Annotated in this window: 14 protein-coding genes; 5 read left to right on the forward strand and 9 right to left on the reverse strand. The window is 61.5% G+C overall.

Going from position 1 to position 18,702, the window contains the following annotated elements; genetic code table 11:
• The first annotated feature begins 3 nt into the window (after nucleotides 1-3).
• Complete coding sequence (locus tag AC1D0A_RS15365; RefSeq protein ID WP_476946208.1) at nucleotides 4-2,124, forward strand: DEAD/DEAH box helicase; 2,121 nt, start codon at nucleotides 4-6, stop codon at nucleotides 2,122-2,124.
• Here AC1D0A_RS15365 and AC1D0A_RS15370 read toward each other — a convergent pair.
• The 3 genes from AC1D0A_RS15370 to AC1D0A_RS15380 all read right to left on the reverse strand — a co-directional run bounded on the left by AC1D0A_RS15370 (nucleotide 2,121) and on the right by AC1D0A_RS15380 (nucleotide 8,107).
• A complete protein-coding gene (locus tag AC1D0A_RS15370) occupies nucleotides 2,121-2,441 on the reverse strand; it encodes a hypothetical protein (protein ID WP_476946209.1) in 321 nt (106 codons plus the stop codon). The genes AC1D0A_RS15365 and AC1D0A_RS15370 overlap by 4 nt on opposite strands.
• A 70-nt stretch (nucleotides 2,442-2,511) precedes the next feature.
• Complete coding sequence (locus tag AC1D0A_RS15375) at nucleotides 2,512-7,740, reverse strand: AAA domain-containing protein (RefSeq protein WP_476946210.1); 5,229 nt, start codon at nucleotides 7,738-7,740, stop codon at nucleotides 2,512-2,514.
• A 94-nt stretch (nucleotides 7,741-7,834) separates the two neighbouring features.
• A complete protein-coding gene (locus AC1D0A_RS15380) occupies nucleotides 7,835-8,107 on the reverse strand; it encodes a hypothetical protein (protein ID WP_476946211.1) in 273 nt (90 codons plus the stop codon).
• 990 nt (nucleotides 8,108-9,097) lie between these two features.
• Between AC1D0A_RS15380 and AC1D0A_RS15385 the strand changes: the two genes are divergently transcribed.
• Nucleotides 9,098-10,036, forward strand: coding sequence for an endonuclease NucS domain-containing protein (locus tag AC1D0A_RS15385; RefSeq protein WP_476946212.1), 939 nt, complete (start codon nucleotides 9,098-9,100; stop codon nucleotides 10,034-10,036).
• Between the two features lie 1,347 nt (nucleotides 10,037-11,383).
• Here the strand turns inward: AC1D0A_RS15385 and AC1D0A_RS15390 are convergent.
• The 4 genes from AC1D0A_RS15390 to AC1D0A_RS15405 form a co-directional block, all read right to left on the reverse strand.
• Entirely contained in the window at nucleotides 11,384-13,333 is a 1,950-nt protein-coding gene (locus tag AC1D0A_RS15390; protein ID WP_476946213.1) for an AAA family ATPase, read from the reverse strand.
• Between the two features lie 217 nt (nucleotides 13,334-13,550).
• Nucleotides 13,551-13,805 (reverse strand): hypothetical protein, encoded by a 255-nt coding sequence (locus AC1D0A_RS15395; RefSeq protein ID WP_476946214.1) that lies wholly within the window; start codon nucleotides 13,803-13,805, stop codon nucleotides 13,551-13,553.
• Entirely contained in the window at nucleotides 13,798-14,142 is a 345-nt protein-coding gene (locus AC1D0A_RS15400) for a hypothetical protein (protein ID WP_476946215.1), read from the reverse strand. The genes AC1D0A_RS15395 and AC1D0A_RS15400 overlap by 8 nt, the downstream gene beginning before the upstream one ends.
• Before the next feature lie 2 nt (nucleotides 14,143-14,144).
• Entirely contained in the window at nucleotides 14,145-14,510 is a 366-nt protein-coding gene (locus AC1D0A_RS15405) for a hypothetical protein (protein WP_476946216.1), read from the reverse strand.
• 154 nt (nucleotides 14,511-14,664) lie between these two features.
• Here AC1D0A_RS15405 and AC1D0A_RS15410 point away from each other — a divergent pair, with 154 nt between their 5' ends.
• On the forward strand, nucleotides 14,665-15,432 hold the full coding sequence (locus tag AC1D0A_RS15410) for a hypothetical protein (RefSeq protein ID WP_476946217.1): 768 nt from the start codon (nucleotides 14,665-14,667) through the stop codon (nucleotides 15,430-15,432).
• A 22-nt stretch (nucleotides 15,433-15,454) separates the two neighbouring features.
• Here the strand turns inward: AC1D0A_RS15410 and AC1D0A_RS15415 are convergent, their stop codons facing one another.
• Nucleotides 15,455-16,741, reverse strand: a complete 1,287-nt coding sequence (locus tag AC1D0A_RS15415; protein WP_476946218.1) for a flavin-containing monooxygenase — start codon at nucleotides 16,739-16,741, stop codon at nucleotides 15,455-15,457.
• Between the two features lie 185 nt (nucleotides 16,742-16,926).
• Between AC1D0A_RS15415 and AC1D0A_RS15420 the strand changes: the two genes are divergently transcribed.
• Both AC1D0A_RS15420 and AC1D0A_RS15425 read left to right on the forward strand, forming a co-directional pair.
• Complete coding sequence (locus tag AC1D0A_RS15420) at nucleotides 16,927-17,130, forward strand: antitoxin MazE family protein (RefSeq protein ID WP_091564276.1); 204 nt, start codon at nucleotides 16,927-16,929, stop codon at nucleotides 17,128-17,130.
• Entirely contained in the window at nucleotides 17,127-17,453 is a 327-nt protein-coding gene (locus AC1D0A_RS15425) for a type II toxin-antitoxin system PemK/MazF family toxin (protein ID WP_476946219.1), read from the forward strand. The genes AC1D0A_RS15420 and AC1D0A_RS15425 overlap by 4 nt, the downstream gene beginning before the upstream one ends.
• Before the next feature lie 5 nt (nucleotides 17,454-17,458).
• On the opposite strand, the gene AC1D0A_RS15430 is transcribed toward AC1D0A_RS15425, so the two are convergent.
• The gene (locus AC1D0A_RS15430; RefSeq protein ID WP_476946220.1) at nucleotides 17,459-18,676 is read right to left on the reverse strand and encodes a Wadjet anti-phage system protein JetD domain-containing protein; all 1,218 of its coding nucleotides are present in this window, start codon (nucleotides 18,674-18,676) and stop codon (nucleotides 17,459-17,461) included.
• Nucleotides 18,677-18,702 lie beyond the last annotated feature (26 nt).

Genomic DNA, 18,702 nt, shown 5'->3' on the forward strand with positions numbered 1-18,702 from the left:
CTTGTGAGCGGATTCGACCGGTTGAGTCCGGCTGTGCAGCATCACATTGTCAATTCCCTTGGCTGGCCGGCCCTTCGACCGCTGCAGGACGAAGCTGTAGAACCGTTGCTGAGAGGTGACGACGCTCTGCTGCTCGCTCCCACAGCCGGCGGAAAAACTGAGGCCGCAATGTTCCCGCTGCTATCTCGCATGTCCGTTGAGGAATGGCGCGGAACATCGGTCCTCTACATTTGTCCGCTGCGGGCGCTGCTGAACAACCTGGAACCCAGGATTGGCACTTACGCATCATGGCTGGGGCGCACGGCTTCGGTGAGACATGGAGACACGACGGCGGGCGTGAGGCGCCGGCAGCTTCTGGAATCGCCAGATATCTTGCTAACCACGCCGGAGTCACTCGAGTCAATGCTGGTCTCCACCAGCAGCGATCCGAAACGATTCTTTGCTGATCTCCGCGCCGTCGTCGCGGACGAGGTCCACGCATTCGCCGGCGATGACCGGGGCTGGCACCTTCTGGGCGTTCTCGAACGACTAACCAAATTGTCAGGCCAGCCGCTCCAGCGAATTGGTCTCTCCGCGACGGTTGGCAACGCGCCCGAATTGCTTCACTGGTTGCAGGGAGGCGCAGTAGGAAGACAGGCCACGGTCGTGTCTCCAGATACCAGCAAGGCGGCTGCCCCGCAGATGGACCTGGATTTCGTGGGAAGCACCTCGAACGCGGCGAAGATTGTCGCTGGACTCCACCGTGGCGAGAAGCGCTTGGTCTTTGCCGACTCCCGCCGAGTAGTCGAAGAGTTGGCCCTGGCACTCCATGACAATGGCGTCGAGACTCATGTCTCCCATTCTTCGCTGTCGGTGGACACCCGGCGTCGCTCGGAGGCTGCCTTTGCCGTCGGGCGTGACTGCGTCATTGTCTCCACTTCTACACTTGAGCTCGGTATTGACGTGGGGGACTTGGACCGGGTGATTCAACTGGGTTCCCCACGCACGGTTGCCTCTTTGTTGCAGCGACTGGGCAGAACCGGCCGACGAGCGGAGACGAAGCGGAACATGTTGTTCCTCGCTACGGAGGAGTCCGAGTTCCTCCGGGCTTCCGGGTTGCTGTTGCTTTGGTCTGAGGGCTACGTCGAGCCTGTGGTGCCGCCGCTTTCGCCTCGGCACGTCGCCGCGCAGCAGATACTCGGTTTGACACTGCAGGAAAGGCGTATCGGCGAGAGCCAGTGGCGCTCCTGGTTCGGCGGACTCGAACTAGCGACGCAGGAGGAGTGGAAATCGATCCAGGAGTGGTTGCTCGACCAGGGCCATCTTGATTCGGATGGCGGGATGTTATTTGCAGGACCTGAAGCCGAAAAACGTTACGGGCGGATTCACTATCGGGACCTGATGGCCGTATTTACCGCAGATCCGCAGGTAGTGATTCTTCATGGTCGCCAAGAGGTCGGGGCGGTGGACCCGATGCTGCTGCAACGGAAAGTGGACGGGCCGAGACTCATCACCTTGGGCGGAAGGCCTTGGGAAGTGACGTACGTCGACTGGAAACGCCGACGGGCCTACGTCGAGCCGTCAAGTCAGGGCGGGGTGGTCAAGTGGGCCAGTATGCCGCAGCCGTATTCGTTTGCGCTCTCCGACGCGATCAGGCGTGTGCTTCTGGGCGCTGATCCCCAAGGAGTCCGAACGACCAAGAGGGCCGAGAACATGACGTCGGAGCTCCGGGACGAGTACTCAAACAGGGTGGACCAGGCCCGGACTGTCGTTGGATCCGGCGGAGGAAGCCGAGTTCGATGGTGGACCTGGGCCGGCGCAAGAGGCAACGCAGTACTAGCGGCAGCTCTTTCAGCCGTCCGCCCCGAACTTTTTGAAACGACCACCGCCTACGACAACTGGCAGATTGCCCTGCGCGGCGACGCAACCGCAGGTGCCGTGGCATCCGCTGTGAGCGAGGCCAAAGCCGAATTCGGAGCGGACTTCCGCGGAGTGGTTCCCACCGTTGATGAGCGGGCCGTCAGGCAGCTCAAATTCTTCGAAATGCTGCCGCCGGAGCTAGCGATGCGAACAGTTGCAGAGCGCATGACCGACTACGAGGCTGCAGCGTCAGTTGCTTCGCGGGGCTTCCTCGATTTGAGTTAGAGCTTGTCGATCCAGGTGTCTTCTTCTCGGAGATCCCAGGCGGAAGCTCCTTCGGGTCGCGGCTTTGCCGCGGCGTCCGCCTTAATACGCTTTAGAACGCGATGAGCCTCGGCAGCAGTGAGCTCTCGAAGCGACGCCAGTGGCCGCACTACGCAGCTCTGCGCTATTTCTTGGCGACGATCTTGGTTGTCGATCCCAGCAGAAGTGAATGCTTCGCGGATGGCGGCAACCTGGTCGTCCCGAATCGGATGCTCGGCGAGACCCGCGCTTGGAGCGGGTTCTTCTTCTGGGCCAATGTTAAAAAGTGCGTCAGTCACGTTGACGAGGATACCGTGACAGACCACGATTGGGCGGCTCCCGGTCGGAGACAGGCTGCGCGGCCACCCTCTATGTCGTCCGCCACGTGTAGCTACGGCATTCCCGAAGATAGTCGGTGGTCCGCTTGGTCAGGTTCTTACGCCCAAGGGCGCCAAGTACTTCACCATCCAAATCCCAGTCCGGTACTCCGCGCTCCGTGAGTAGCTCAAATAAAGTTACAAGTTCGGACTTTGGGACTTCGAAGATTGTCCGTGGGCCCAGCTGCCGCACTACCACCAGGTCCTGTCCCGGGATGTACAAGGTGGCTCCTACGACCCCTGGGACTCCGTCGTCGAGCCTGGCAATGGCCCCCGAATTCAGTGCACGGCTTGCCGCTACGTTGAAGATGCGCTGCAGTGCCTTGCCGACACGTTGGCCGCCGGTTGCTTGTTGATAGCGCAAGTATGCTTGTCGAGCGATCATCGGTCCTTCGTAGCTAAGGATCTCGACCAAGCCCTGTTGGATGTGCTGGATGTTGCGGTCGATTACGGGCGGCTTCGGGACCAGCGGCCAAGTCCGATACGGGGCAAGGCTCACGAATGTTGTCGACGGAACGGAGTCCTGACCGATCAGCGGAGCGATTGGGCCGTCGTCACCTTCGGATTGCGAACCATCGGTTACTTCATCGTCTTCTTCAGGTTCTTCGACCTGGTCGTCTGTCTCGATGGCGGGCGACGATTGACCGGTCGTAGATTCGGAGCCCGGCTCGTCCGCTGTGGCGGTCGCAAAATCAGCTGGTGTCTCGAGAGACTGGAGGAATTCATCCCAATCGAAATCCGACCCGGTCTCATCGTCGGAGACATCGTCAGCGGGACTCAGATCGGTTTCAGCGGATGCATTGGGAAGGTCCGCCATGGTCACTTCCCGGACGAGTGAACTCGTGGGTCCTTCCATCCATGCGTCGCCCGTGGGGATTCCGAGTGAATCCAAGTGGCTCCAGACAGGCGACATGGCAGCGCTCGGATCGCGGAAATAGGCGGAGCCTCGTATGCGTTCGAACGTCCAGCCCGCCCGTTCGAGAACCTCCTGCCTTGCCCGGTCCTGGTACCAGACATCGGCTCCATGCCAGCGATCGCCGTCGCACTCGATGGCTAGGCGGCGTTCCGGCCCGGACACTACGATGTCCAAACGGTACCGTCCAACTGTCTTCTGGACCTCGATGGCCTTGTATCCGCGGACAAGCAACTCGCTGACGATTCTTTTCTCAAATTCCGACTCACAGGCCGCGAGTATTTGTTCCTGCTGCGGAGCCTCAGCTGAATAGGCTGAACAGTGACGAATTAGGGCGGCCCTGAAGTCTCCAACTGGAAGCATTTCGGGATCGACAGAGGTCACAACCCACAGCTGATTCCTTGCACGCGACGCTGCGACGTTGATCTTGCGAAGGTCCTTGACGCTGGTCATCGCGCCAAAACGAGTCGACGGGCGGTTCGGATCGATCGCAACAACGGTAGAGATGACAATGACATCTCGCTCGTCGCCCTGGAAGTTGGCGGCCTCGCCGCAGCGGATCTTTCGTTCCTCGAATTGTTCGGGCCCCAGGCGATCGTAAAGTTTTTCCCAGATGAGCTTGGCCTGGGTGGACCCTAGGAGTGTCACGACTCCAAAGGTCATGCCGTCATACTGCTCGTCGGCGCACATTTCTGCGATGAGGTTGACGACTTGCAAAGCCTCGGGCTCGTTAGCGTCGCCCTCGCGGTATCCGTCCATAACGCGGAGCACGCCGAGCGGTACCCACCCTGGGTGGGGTGCCTGGTCACGAAGAGGGACTATCTTGCGGTTGTACGCTTGCGCGTTGGAGAAAGCAATAATCTCAGGGAGACACCGGAAGTGCTCGGACAGCATGACCGGAGTCGCGAACTTTTGCGTGGCCAAGTCGTAGAGGCTGTTGTCTGGATCGAATAGTGTCCGGTATTTAGGGACGTCCGCAAGGTGGTCGTCCATGATGTCGAAGATCTTCTGCCGGTCGAGCCCAACGTGTTCTGGGCTGGTTTGCTTGTCGTCGCCAACTACGATGGCTCTCTTTGCTAGAGATAGCAGTGGAAGAGCCTCAAAACCGATCTGCGAGGCTTCATCCACGATCAGGACGTCGAAAGGTGGGACGGCTGCAGGGCGGAAGCTTGTGAGCGCGCGGGACGTCGTCATGATCCAGACTGGAACAGCGTCTTTCGAGTCGTTAAGCGCCTCACGCATTTCCCGGATCCATCGCTGGGCATACCTGCCGCCTGTCTTGCCGTACCTCGTGACGGCCTTGAGGTAGCCCTGTAGTGCCTGTCTCTGTATGGGTCCTAGGTTGTCCGCCAGCCGTCGCCACGCGAGGGCTTCCACAAGCTCTGCCACCGTGCGCTGCCTGTGACTTACGAGATCGTCGATGCGTGACTGCAATTGTGCGGGGGACGTCTGGGACGTCGTCGATGACACCCAGCAGTCGAGTTGCCGCCATTGCCATGCGCCCTTGACCGTGTCAGCGGCAGGTGCTTCATCGGGGGCTGCGGAGAGGGCAGCTGCCCATTTGGGAGCGGCACTAACGAGTTGACTGTGGAGCTTCGTGAGCCTGCGCGCAGGCTCAACCAAAGCTGTCGTCTGAATCAATTCGTCGCGAATTCGACTCCAGCGTTCGACGTCATGATTCTGGATCGAGTCCAGGAGCTGGGACCAGAGCGGCGAAGCATCTGGTCGGCTTCCGCCGGATTTCAACGCAGCCTCGAGTGAGTCAATTGTGGCGCGCGATTCAGCAGCTGCAAAGTGATGCATGGCTTCGTCGATGTCCAGGACCAGACGTCTCGTTTGCTCTGCACTCCCGAGGTCTGACGATCGGATACCCACATCGTGGAGTTTGACTGCAAGCTGATGCCGCTGATTTGGGAGCTCTAAAAGGTCGTGAAGGTGCCGAAGTTCGAATATGACATCATCCTCGGGCCGTGGCGAGAGCCCAGCTTGATGTGCCGAAGGAGATTGATTGATGAGTAGTCGACTGATGTGCTGGCGGACCAAGTCCAGGAGGGTGGCTGCCAAGCAAAGCGCAGCATCCTCCGTAGTAAGGGGAATGCGACCGTCGACTGTGAATGTCGCCAGGGTTTTCTTGTGCTGACGATCGAACAGGCCGAGCTTGCCGCTCGACGTTAGCTGTCCATGTGCCTCAGCTATTCGGCCCAGCGATTCTTGAGTGGCGGGCTTTTCCAGCTGAACAACTGACGCCATGAGCGCGCGACGGTGCTCGATTGCCTGTTGCCGGAGATTGGTTAAGGCGTTGAAGTACTCTGCAAGCTCTTCCCAAAGCAGGTCATCCGACAAGCTGGCGAGCTTGGCGGCGTAGGGAGACGACTCGAGACTCTCGAGAGTCTCGCAGTACTCGCGAGCAAGGGACTGGACGGGCCTGACGGAGTCCTGCGAGGCCTTTGTGAACAGCGACCAGTCCGTGAATGTGGGCCGTACCGCGTCCGCGCGGCTTTGGCCCTCGGACACAGCATTGAACAGGGCGCCTATCTCGGCTGATGTTGGAATTTCCGAAAAGTCTGGAAGCAATGTTAAGGCCTGTTCGGCCGCATCAATTCCCACGGAGTTCAGAAGTCGCAGGAACTCTGCGTATTCCGGCGCCGAGAGAGGTACCGGGGCGGACATCTCGAGGATGTCTGGGATGACAGCAAGAGACTCGGCGTTCTGTCGGAGCCAGTCAGCGGCAACTTGCGGCGACGGACTCTGACCTGCCATCCATGACCCGGGCGCCGTATCGATCTCTGCCTCTCGCCCACGCAGCATGTCAGTTGTTGTTGACGCGATACCGCGGTTGGCAGCGTCCAGGTCCAAGCGGAGCCGTGCGATGGTCTCATCGGCACTGCTCGTGTCCAGCGTCCCGACTGTCGACTGAATCGTCATCACGGACTTCTCGAGCGACTTACGACTATCTTCATCGGCTCCCAAAACGGAGACTGTAAGGTCGCGGATGCCTGAAGGAATCTTGTCCGCCAGCACCCTGAGCGCTTGTTCCTTTTCGGCCACCACAAGAACTCGCTGACCGTAGGCGGCATAGTGGCTGATCAGATTGGCAATCGTGTGCGACTTACCAGTCCCGGGCGGTCCCTGTACCGTCACCCCCGGATAAATCTGTGCGAGTTCCAGGATCCGCTTTTGTTCTTCATTCGTAGCTAGGGGAAGTAGCAACGGATCGGCGACGGCGGCCGACGGGGAATCCTGGCTACCCGGGCCGAACTTTGACGCCGCCGCCGAGTCGGCTGCGTTCGAGACAATGTCCCGCAACGGATGGGGAATGGTGCCGTCAGCCAAGTAGATAGCCCGCATGTCGTTGAGGAATCCCTGCGAGTCGGGGACTCGCGGGCGCAGGTACAGGGTCCAGCTATCGTCAACCACCAGGTTGGAGGCCGGAGTGCCAGCCTCTTTCGCGACGACCCCCTCGTCGTCTACGGCTCTCGCCAGCCGGAGGAACAACTCGGACGATTCCTTCGCATCCCACGGATCCAGTTCCAGTTCGGAGGCACTCTCGCGAGCTGCGGTAATCGATGGGCGATCGTGGATGTCGATTCCGGCCAAATACCGGATCTCGACCTCGGCCGGCCCCGCGGGAGTTACCGACAATCGCTGCGACTTCTGATCAAGGGAGATCTCGACAGGAACCGTCACTAGTGGATGGTCCACGACGTAGCCATCTACAGACCATCGGGCACGGCCAAATCCCCAAACGAGCTCTGCTGACTCGCGGTCAAGGATGAGACGCTCCCGCTGTTCGAAGACATTCCGGTGAAGCCTCTTTACACCTGAAACGACAGCATGCTCGTGGGACCAGGGCTCCCATTCGTCCTGGATCCATGCGTCCGCCAGAAACACCAAGTCCTGGTACTCCCGCAGCTGGTGCTGCCGTTCCTCCTCGCTGTACTGCTCGGCGTCCCCCGGATCAAGTTCCTCTTTGTCTTGGGCTTGGAACGCAGGCAACGGCACGGTCACAATCGGTCGCGACGAAGGCGACAGAGGGCGTCCGCTGGCGACGACATCCCGTAACTCGTCAGGGATCTCGGGTGCAACAGGCAAGTCAACAAAGTCCACGCCGAGCCACTCGTATTCCGAGACGCGCAATTGCACAGAGTCATGTGGCGGGAGGGCGCTTTTCGTCAGTCTGAAAAGCCCGTAGTCGGCGATGTTACGCACAGGCTTGTTGCGCTGGGCGTCGTATTCGGTGAGGAAGTCGATAAGCCTCAGAACTTGAACGCGTGCATCCTGTGCGTTTACCTCGGCATCGACCGTCATTTCAACCCCCAACTGATGGCCGCCGCATAGCGCAGTCGGCTCAAACTGCCCCTATTGTATGTGCACACCCGACACGGGAGGCTGCATGACCGATTTATCGTTCAGCCAGCGCCGTTTCTATGCGGTCGCGCACGATGCCGCGGAGACTCGGGTTGTTGATCAGTTCGTCCAGCAGTGCCCGGAGGACGTCAACGTGGGCGACTCGCGTGCGTCCGATTTGAAACGCAAGATCTTGGGAAATTCGAGTCAGTTCCCGATACGACGCTGGAGTGATGTCAGCGCTCAAGCGCACGTTTTTTTCGGGTTGAGCAGCCACGAGAGGTGTATCTCGGCGTGCCGATTGGGTCGTTGTTTTCAAGTCAGTCATTCTTCAAGCCTTTTTACTCCTCGGCCGTCGTTGGCGGCGCACATGTACTCGAGAGATCATAAGCGCCCGAGGGGTGCACTAGTCATCTCCCTTGCCGGCCACGCCGTCGGAAGATTCTTCCTGCCCGGCTCAGGCGGTCTATGGCCGCCCGTGGGAAGTATGCCTTTGGAATCCTCGATGTACCATCAGTTCTCAATTGTCGAACACACGGGACGGACCTCCGTGACAATAAGGGCTGGCTGCCAAGCTTGCACAGTTTTCGGCTCGCCGACACCCTGACCTGGATAGACATGAGAAGTAAGAGTTTCAACTGAGGACCGGGCTGTGGAACTATCAACGATGCAAGGCATCATGGGGCGGGAGTCCGCCGTTTTCCCCTGTGGCTGGCGAGTGTTCGCCGTCTTCGACACACAACCACACTTTCTGCACCCGGCACCGCGTCTCTTACCAGAAGAGTTTGTCGGCGAGACGGCCTTCTGCGTCCCTCCGATTTAGTGCAGACTTGGTACTCAAGGGGACGAATCATTCAGACGCGGGCATCGATTCGTAGATTTACTCAGCCAGCTCGGGTTCCTCGGCTCCGACTAATTGAGGTACCAAGCCGTGACATCAGGGCTGTCCCATCCGAGAGCCCCGGCCCAATTCTGCCTTGGCTGTTCGGCCGGCGGCGGCTCCCCAGACTCCTGCCCCAGGTCCTCGCCCCTCAAAGCTCGCGGCCCGGCACTTCCCGGAACGGATCAATCGCCCGGCCGCGCCGGACCGAGGTGCGTTTAGTGGAGAGCTCCGGCGGATCCGCACCCACCATCGGTTTCAGCTGGGGACAACCATCTGGATGTTGCGCGCTCGTCCCCCGGCAATAGTTTCCGTACAACCCTTGCGCCCACTGCCTACAGCCTAGGTGAGGCTGCGGTCAAAGGCAGTCACTGCTGTGGGATAGGTTCAGGGTACAAATGACAAGTGCCTTCATGGGCAAGCAAAAGCGGGAGAGCAATGACGACACCATGGGTGGTACGGCAAGGCAGGGGCGGCCAGTACGCGGAGAAGATGATCGAGGCGGGCTACCTGGGCGTCGACTTCATCGGCGACTATGACATCAAACCCCACCTTGGCGGCGGAGCGGAAGTTTTCCGTGGAGCGATGAACAGTGTCTTTCTAGAGATGAACCCCGAGAAGAGCAGGATTGCTGCAGGATTGGCGATGGGGAACTTGTGGGCGGCCTGCGAGGGAATCAGCGAAGGCGATCTCGTTCTGGCTCCGAAGCCGGACCGCACCTACCAATATGGCTTCGTCACCGGCGGCTACGAATACCACCCAGGCACGGACCTGCCCCACCGGCGCCGCGTCGACTGGAAGGGCTCGCTCAGCAGGGACGATATGAGCCCGACCCTGGCGTCCTCTGCTGGCTCGCTGATGACGGTCTTCCAGCTCACCGCTCACACATCCGAACTCGCCACCCTCACCCAGCTCGCCGACCCGGCCCAGCCCATCGTCCAGGCGATCTCAGTGCAGGTGGAAGACCAGCTGGCGTTCCAGATGGAGAAGCAGCTCGAGGACTTCCTGGTCCACAACTGGGCCAGCACCTCCTTGGGGCGGGAGTACGACATCTACGAGGAAGACGGCCAGCCGGTGGGGCAGCAATACCCCACCGACACCGGCCCGATGGACATCCTCGCCATCAGCAAAGACCGGTCCCGTCTTCTGGTCGTCGAGCTGAAGCGGGGAAGGGCCAGCGACGCCGTAGTGGGCCAGACCCAGCGCTACATGGGGTTCGTTCAGGACGCACTGCTCGAACCCGGACAAACCGTCGAAGGCGTCATCATCGCCCAGGAAGATGACCTGAGAATCCGCCGGGCACTGTCCATGGCACGGAGCATCCGGTTCATGAAGTACCGCGTCGAATTCCACCTGGAGCCGGTTACCGGCCAGTGAATGGGCCGGCCGCCGGGATGGACACACGGGGACTCAGATGCTCGTTGTCGGCTCCGGTCGCTGGAGTAGGGCCGGGCCCCGGACTGGCGCCCGAGTAGCCCAGCACCTGAATCGGCAGAGACGTTGTACGAGCTCGGTTGTCCTCAAGTAGGCGATCGAGCTTGACGTCCATAGCGTGCGCCAGTTCCTCAAGCAGCGCGACGGCGCTTCGAAGTGCCATCTTTGCAGTCAGGGTCGCAAGGTTGGACATTACAAGCAGATTCATGCCCCCGCGTTGAACTGGGCAAACGAATCTATTTGCCCCTCGGCTCCTCGCATCACTCGGCTGAACACGCCGTCTTGGGAAAGGTTGAATTTCGCCAGTCCAACGAGCCGCAGGAGGGACTCCGGGGTGAGCTGCACCCAGCTGTCGTCCAAAGACGTCAAGACCGCGCCGAGCCACGTGGCTTTCGCGACCAGATGGGCCGTTCCCCTGCCCGCCTTCCTCGCCTGGTTGGCGTCAACGTCCAACCGCGAAAGGAGAGTGCTGATCAAGCCTTGGTCTCACGCCAGAACAGCGGTGCCCCGGAGACATGGATCCCAACTGCCACCTTAAGTCCCTCCGGCACAGAGTGATGGCACCCTCGTGGTCTGTCCATCGATTACGACGGACGATCCTGCCATGTTCGCGTTGACATCCCAGACACGAGGACTGGCCCCCGGGTCCAACGTTCTAAACGTGTCGCTGACGTGTGTGAGATGGTCGAGTTTCGCTGGGTCAGAGATCGCCGCGAAGCTTAGCAAGCTCGCCTGCGGCGGCGTTCAACCTGAACAAGATGAATTCGGATGGAGCCAATTCCGTCGTGGACGCGCTGGACACATTCGGTTCCCCGCTGCGATCGAGAGCAATTCATCTGGGCTACATCGATGAACCGGGAACAACGTTCTAGATCCCGGACCAATTGGCAGGACATCGGCAGGAAGCCGGAACACGTCAGCGTCGTGGAGCTTCGCAACGCGATGATGCACGTTGTCCGGCTGTTCGGCGGAATCTCCGTCAACGAGCTGCATCGGGAGACGATCCGAATCTTTTGCAGGAAACGCCGGACTGCAGGCCGCACCGCGCGGCTGAATGAAGGCCTGCAATATGGCATGGATATCGAGCGGCTTGAGCTGCGTGTCGACGAGATTGACGTTCAGAAGGGCTGGCAGCCATCCTGCCGGCCAGGCACCACCCATAAGAGAGTCAACGCGGGACCCTGCGGGAGTGTCCATTTAGCGGTGGATTCAGGTCAAAACGGACACTCCCAATCAGAGCGTTGCTACGACCATATGACTCTGCCACATCGGTCCACCTTGGAAGTAAGGTCAGCGACGCGTGTCTTGAGCAAAGCTGACAATGGCCTTGATACATTGCGTGAGAGATGATGGCACCGAGGTGCAGTCTGCTTCGTTAGTCGCAAATCTGTATTTGTGAGCATGTTTGGTCCGGAGCTTTCCCTTGCATGCGTGGAGTTTCGAAACGAACGCCGCCCATTCGTCGAGTTCCTCTTCGAGGTCTCGTCTGAACGCGGTGAATCGAGGCCCAACATATGTTTGGTCGCCAAATGAGTACTCCTCGGCAGCTCGCGTCCCTGTACTGGCGGGCAACCAGGATAGAAGATCGTTGGTTGCCGTTTCGTGACGCAACCGGTTCGTTTCGATTTCTGGACCCAGCGGTGGAACGGCTGAGTAGGCTGGTGAGTAGTCTGCGTCGAATACTACGTACACAGGAACGCCGGAGCTGCGCAGGATCTCAAAGGCCATCGACATGTTTTCCTTTCCTCCGACGTTGATGACACAAACACCTTGCATCGCCAAGGACATGTTGAGGCGTTCACTGAGGTGCTCGAGCACGACTTGATCGGTCGGGCCCTCTACGAGTGCCACCGCGTCGGCAAAGAAACCTTCTGAAAACGAGGTCGGCAACCACTGTTGCACTTGTTTGGAGACTTTGTCTCTTGACCGGCCCAGCGACTTTGCCACCGCTTCGTCGTCCGTGCTGGTCACAGTTGAACGTCCATCTGCTATGTGTAGACGCCGCAGACTGGAAAACTGCTCGGGCCGCACAAAATAGGGGGAATGACTTGCTAGAAGGACCTGCCGGCCTTTTTGAGCGGCGATGGCCGTCAAGGACGTGGCAAAAGCGCGAGCCCGTGTAGGGTGCTGGTAAACCTCTGGTTCCTCAATACAAAGGATCAAGGTCGGGTGTTCTTCGGAATCTGCACCCCCTTCCCCCGCCATGGCCTGCAGGATCGACATCATAACGGCCCGCTGCACGCCGTGTCCTTGGCGGGATACGTCAACACTTGAACCGTCTATTTCGACGGTGGTCTGAACAGTCGTCTCAATTCGGGGTGAAAATGGTTCGACTTTGGGTGTGAACGTCACGGTTGCGCCTGGGACCAGCTCCGCCAGCGATTTGTTGACGCGGGAGGTCGCGTGTTCGGTACCGGTATTGATTGAGTCCACTACCGACTCATTGAGGTTAGCGATGGATTCCTCGTTTTGTTCGATCCACTCGTCACGTGCCGACTGCCCAGCTTCGGTGAGAAAGCTCCCAATGAGCTGGGAAAGAACGCTTCCCTTGCCCATCTCGCCGATGTCCGAAGTCAAGTCGTTCCCAGCTGGAATAAGAACTAACTGAACGCAGTCCCGAAGTACGTTGTTTCCGTTGAATCCGAACATGTGCTTGGCGTCTGAGTCGTCGATGGTCTCGAGAAGCGACACGTTTTCGGGCGAGTCTTCCCACTCGGCCAGTAAGCGTTCGATTTCATCGCTCTTGGCTAGTCGCTCTAAGGCGGGCAAAGTCGTCAGTTGATCACGCAACTGGTTGTATGCCGCTCGTTTTTCAGTGACAGATTTGATGGCCCGCACGGCGGCGAAACCGGGCCCTTGAAGGGAGTCCCCAACAAACTTGGTCTCATTTCCAGAGTCTGAGACCGTCCATGTCTTGCGGAAGGTTACGCTCTGCTTCCGACCGTACTCCCGGAGCAAACGCCGGTCTCGCGCTGTGAAAGCTTCAAACGTGACTTCGACCTGAACATTGTCCACCTCGGGCGCCTGGGCTCCGGGCAATGTAAAGAGGTCCTTGGGGTCCAGCCGGCGATCGTTCACGAACCAGTCCAATGCGTAAAGCACCGACGACTTACCACAACCATTTGATCCTAAGAGAACGGTATAGTCGTCGATCTTCAATGTCGACTCGGCATGCGAGCGGTAACCGCGGACTGTGACTGAGCTAATGAGCAATTTTTCCCCTGAAGTTGGAATAGCCATTGATGTGCAGCTATGGGTACATGACTCCAAACGATAAAGTAGGGCAGGCATAAAACTCGCATTTGGCCCGTAACCGCAGCAGAGATGAGGACTGAGCGACGCTCGCGCAGGAGCGCTGATGTTGATGTTGTCTTTTCGGTCAATTGGTCAATCTTGCACGTGCGTGAATCTAAGTCACCCACGATTCTTTCTGCTGTACGAGATCGGGGAGCGCCACCTAAATTCGGATCATAGTGAGACCCAAGTCGTGGTTGTTGGCGCCGCGCGTGTGAAGCTGAGATTGGTCATAGCCGCCCTGACTATTCAGTGCATAGGCAACGTTGTGCGGATCAGCCAGCTCGCGCACCTGCCGCACCTTGAGAACGGCCACGTGTACCCGGACTTGGAATTTCAATGAGCCCTGAAGAGCAGGCTGGCCCCGCGCATTCCGCCTGGCGATGTGCTCGGCCACGTACCCGGCGGCCTCACCCACCAGCGTCAGCGTGGCCGAGGCGTGCCGGGTCAGCCACGGCAGCTCGAAGGTGTGCAGTCCGACAACCTTCGTGACGCCGCGGAAGTGCCGGGGGGTAGTTCCACTCGTCCAGCTCCGGGATGTCCAGGAAGCTGAAGTCCAGGCCGTATCCGGTGGCCCAGATGACGGATGTGATGTTCTCCGCGGCCAGGTTCGGCTGCGCACCATTCTCCGCGGGAAGCCATTGATCGTCCTGGGGCGGTTGTGGCGGTTGGGGCGCCGGCGCGTCGATGCCCGCCGCCTTGACGTGCGCTTCCTTCATCAGTTTCAGGCGCTGGCTGAAACCGGCCTCCACCATCGCTAGCCGTCCAGGGAGGTCGTCGCTGAAGGCCAGTACGCCGTCGTCAGCTCCCTCAAAGCGGCCGTGAAGCCGCACGCCGTGGCGGCCCAGTTCCCGCAGCTGGATGCTGTCGCCGCCACGTTGCCGGAGACCAGCGGATTGCACATGAAGATGGCGGCGGGGGAGGGGAGCTGTCCGATCTGGAGCCCGTGGATGCTGTACGCGGGGCCGTGCAGGTTGATTTGCGGGATCCAGTAAAAGGTGTCCGGGCCGCGGCGCCTGCGGGGCGGCGCCTCCGGGCAGGCGGAAACGGACAAATGGACCTGGCGGCCGGCGGCCATCAGGTCTTCGGTGATCTGGCCGCCGGGACTGCCCGGTGCCCACAACCAGCACGGCACCGTGCGAAACAGCGCCGGTCGACGCCAGCGCCGAAGGTCCGGTTCCCCCAAAAGTGCGGGACACTGGAAGTCCCGAACCACGAAAGTGGGCCACCTTGATTAGTCTCCATCGGGATGCCAACGGCTTCATCCGGTTGACTCCGTGGGACTGAGCGGCGCCGGCGGCGCCGGCCATCTCGATCCGCTGCTGTATCCGTGGGATCCGCCCGGGGCCTCGGGTGTCATGGACGGCGATGAATTCCGGCCCCTTGAGCTTTCCGCCGGACTGGATGAAGCCCTCGCGCAAGCCGGCGCGGCACCGCTGGAAGCCCGTTCCCTGGTGGTCTCCATCGGGTCGAATTCAAGCGCCGACGTGATGCGGCGGAAATTCGGCAGCTACCACCAGCCTGTCAGTGCGGTCCTGCCGCTGGTCCGGGGGCAGCTCCACAACATCGCCGTTGGCCACTCCGCCCACGTGAGCAAGGCCGGCTACATCGCCGCCGCCCCGTATCCGCTGCTGGGAGAGTGCACAGCGGTCTGGCTTTCGTGGCTGGACGATGTCCAACTGCTGGCCCTCGACGAAACGGAGCCCAACTACCGGCGGATCCAGCTCGACGGCGAAGCCTGCCCGCTCGTGGTGGACCACGGGGAACGTCCGGAGGAGTTTTCGCTGTTCACCTCGCGCTGGGGCGTGCTGACCGATGGCGACGGCGGGAAGCTCCCCTTCCTCGACCAGCCCGCCCTCTTCGGGCTCCTCGCCGGCAGCGGCACCGGGGACCTCCTGGAGGAGGGGAAGTCCGTGTTCGGCGGGCCGCCGGAGCTTGTTGCCGAGCACCTCGCAATACCCTCGGTCCAGGCCTGGGCCAGGGACTGGTTCAGCTCGGCCGGCCTCGCCGCATCGGTGGACTTCGACGGGCCCTGCGCGGGGTAGCCGCCCCACTGGACCGTCGCCTTCACCGGGCGGCGATGTTCCCGGCGATGTGCTGGGCAATGTACTCGGCGTCGCGGCCCACGCCCGCCACGATGGAGGAGCCGTGCCCGGTCAGCCACGGCAGCCCGACGGCGTACAAGCCCGGGTGTTCGGTGACGCCGCGGTGGTGCCGGGGGTAGTTCCATGCTTCCAGCACCGGGATGTCCAGGATGCTGAAATCCAGCCGGTAGCCCGTGGCCCAGAGGACCGAGGTGACGTGGGCGGCTTCGAGGTTCAGCCGCGCCGGCTCCGAGGAAAGCCAGTCGTCCCTGCGCGGCGGCTCCGGCTCCGGTGCCGACATGCCGGTGGCGGCAATATAGCTGTCGAACATCGGCTTCATCCGCTGGTAGAACGCCGCCTCCACCAGGGCCAGGCGTTCCGGAAGGTCATCGCTGAAGACGAGGTCGCCGTCGTCGGCTGCTTCCAAATGGCCCTGCAGCCGGACGCCGCGCCGGCCGAGGTCCCGCAGGTGGATGTCGTGGCCGCCGTCGGCGCCGGACACCAGCGGGTTGCAGGCGAACCTCGCCGCGGGGGAGGGCAACTGCCCCACGGTGAGGCCGTTCAGTCCGTAGCCGGGGCCGAACTGGGCAAGCTGCATCATCCAATAGATCAGGTCCTGGCCGCGGTACCGACGCGGTGCTTCCGGGCACGTGGACACCGCCAGGTGGATTTCGCGGCCGGCGGCGAGCAGTTCCTCGGCGATCTGGCCGCCGGACTGGCCGGTGCCAACGATGAGCACGGCACCGCCGGGCAGCTGGCCCGGGTTGCGGTAGCTGTCGGTGTGAAGTTGCAGGATGTGGCTGGGCAGTTGCGCCGACAGGGCGGGGATTTTCGGCTTCTGGTAGCCGCCGGTAGCGAGCACCACGTTCCGGGTCCGCCAGCTGCCCTGGGTGGTGGCCACGGTGAAGCCGCCGCCCTCCGCGGGCGCGATACGCGTGACGTCCGTACCCGTCCGGACAGGAGCGTCGATGCTCTCCGCATAGTGCCGGAAATAGCCGATGAGGTCATCCCGCAGCATGAACGCTTCCGGGGCGGGGCCGTCATACGGCATGCCGGGCAGCGCCAGCGAGAAGTTCGGCGTGTTCAGGCAAAACGCATCCCACCGGTCCTGCCACGCCCCGCCAAGGGTTTCGCGCCGTTCCAGCAACTGATGTTCGACGCCGGCCCGGCTGAGCCAGTAGCTCGTGGCCAGGCCCGCCTGCCCGGCCCCGACGATAAGGGTGTTGACGCTTTTCGGAGCCGCAGGTCGGGCGGCCGTCGGGGTCTCCATGGTTCTTCTCCCGTAGCCAGGGTTCAGGCGGGAATGTGGGCAGGGTATGCCCACAGCGTCGCTAAGAACAGGTGCCCGACGACGGCGTCGGCCCGCACTGCAGCCGGAGCCGTAGGAGCACGGGATGGACTTGAACATTGTCCACGCCGCGTGCCGTCGGTCCGTGTTACATGTAACATTGACCTATGAGCGTCAGGGATCGTGTAGCTCGCCACCGTGCCGCCATGCGGGAGCGAGGCTTCCGGCAGATTCAGATGTGGGTCCCGGATACGCGGACAGAGGAGTTTAGGCGTGAAGCCCGGCGGCAAGCGCTGGCGGTCGCGGCCTCCGACCATGCCAGCGACGACCAAGATTTCATCGAACAGATCGCGGAAGACTGGCCGGAGTGAATCGCGGTGAGCTGTGGACGGTTTCGGGGGGAACATATGCGCAGAAACCACGGCCAGCACTCATAATCCAGGACGACCTGTTTGCGGCCTCGGAGTCGGTCACGCTTCTGCCCCTGACGACTCAGTTGACGGATGCCCCGCTGCTGAGGCTGACCGTTGACCCCGGACAGCTCACCGGCTTGACGCAACACAGCCAGATCATGGTGGACAAGCTCACAACTGTGAGGCGGGCCAACCTTGGGCAGCGGATAGGCCGAATAGATGCCAAGACCATGGTTGCCGTTGAGCAGTCCCTTGCGGTCTTTCTTGGGCTGGGGCGCTGACCGGTTCAGCCACAAAGCCGTTCCCGAGCCCAATCCCAGCGGATCAGCTCCTGTTCCAGGCGAACGGCCGGTCCGTAGGAGTCGTTGCCAAGCGCTTCGTAGAGCGCAGCCTCATCCGGCGTCAGCCTGGTCAGTGCAGCCCGCGACGGTGACGGCTCGTTGCCCCAGGCATCCCTGTGCGAGAGGAGTGTTTCCGTATTCATCAGCACGCTCTCCACATGCGGGTGCACGGCACGGAGCTGGTCCAGGATCCGGAAGCCGTGGGTGTCAATGTCGCCCCAGTAGAAGATCGTGCAATCACGCAGCCACGCCGCATCCCGCAGGGACGAAAAGCCGTAGCCGGCTCCATAGAGGGCCAGCGTTCCGGGACGCTCCGGCAGGGCAAGGAAATTGACCTGGTTCTCCGTCGCAATCACGGTGTCCACCGGCAGCTGCAGGGTGCTGAAGGCTTCAGCTGTGACCGTGATGTCCCGGGCGCCGCCCAGAGTGGGCATCCCCGGATCCAGGACGCGGAACCGGACGAGCTCGGGCGGATGCAGGAATCCGTGCCGGCGGGCGAACCGTGCCGCCGGGGTACGGCCGGCACCGTCGTCCAGGGCAACTTCCGGCTCGGCCGGCCCCACGGCTGCCTCGGCGTCGGCTTCCACGTCGCCAACCTCGGAGAGGGGAGCGACGGCGGCCAGCAGCTGGTCTATGACTTGCCTGTGGCGCTCAATGAATTTCGTGTGCACGCCGGGCAGCCCCAGCTGCCGGACGTAGATTCCCGGCTCGGGATTGTCCCGAAGCCACAGCGCGGCCCGAGCCGCCGTCAGGGAATCAGAACCCAGTTCGAGCAGTTTCAGCGGGCGCCGCGCAGCCCAGTCCAGCAGCAGCGGATCCAGCTCCCCGAGGCCCGCGGCCAGCTCCCGGAACCGCGCCGCCTCCCGGGACTTGCCGACAAAGCCGATCTCATGTTCCACGGTCGCGAACACGGCCGCGGCCGGAATCCGGTTGGAGCCCACCGTGCGGCTGCCCACCTCCACTGTTTCCAGCTCGTACGGGCCGGCCTCGGCGAACAGCTCAGCAGCCCACCGATGGGCCGCAGCGTAATCGCTCAACAGGGCTGCCGCCGTCGGACGTTTCAGCGAACGGCGGCGCGGGTAGGCTCCGGATGGTTCCAGCAGCTCCCGCAGCAGGGCACCGCTGTTCCACGCCTTCAGTGACTGCGCCCGGAGACCCGCCAAGGTAGTCCAAGACTCCGCGGGGAGGT

It is taken from the genome of Arthrobacter sp. P1_D4 (assembly GCF_056406115.1).

Excerpts from the sequence above, each read along its gene's own strand:
- AC1D0A_RS15400 (WP_476946215.1), bottom strand. The coding sequence starts at position 14,142 with ATGGTGGAGGCCGGTTTCAGCCAGCGCCTGAAACTGATGAAGGAAGCG.
- AC1D0A_RS15415 (WP_476946218.1), bottom strand. The coding sequence starts at position 16,741 with ATGGAGACCCCGACGGCCGCCCGACCTGCGGCTCCGAAAAGCGTCAAC.
- AC1D0A_RS15385 (WP_476946212.1), top strand. The coding sequence starts at position 9,098 with ATGACGACACCATGGGTGGTACGGCAAGGCAGGGGCGGCCAGTACGCG.
- AC1D0A_RS15420 (WP_091564276.1), top strand. The coding sequence starts at position 16,927 with ATGAGCGTCAGGGATCGTGTAGCTCGCCACCGTGCCGCCATGCGGGAG.
- AC1D0A_RS15380 (WP_476946211.1), bottom strand. The coding sequence starts at position 8,107 with ATGACTGACTTGAAAACAACGACCCAATCGGCACGCCGAGATACACCT.
- AC1D0A_RS15375 (WP_476946210.1), bottom strand. The coding sequence starts at position 7,740 with ATGACGGTCGATGCCGAGGTAAACGCACAGGATGCACGCGTTCAAGTT.
- AC1D0A_RS15390 (WP_476946213.1), bottom strand. The coding sequence starts at position 13,333 with ATGGCTATTCCAACTTCAGGGGAAAAATTGCTCATTAGCTCAGTCACA.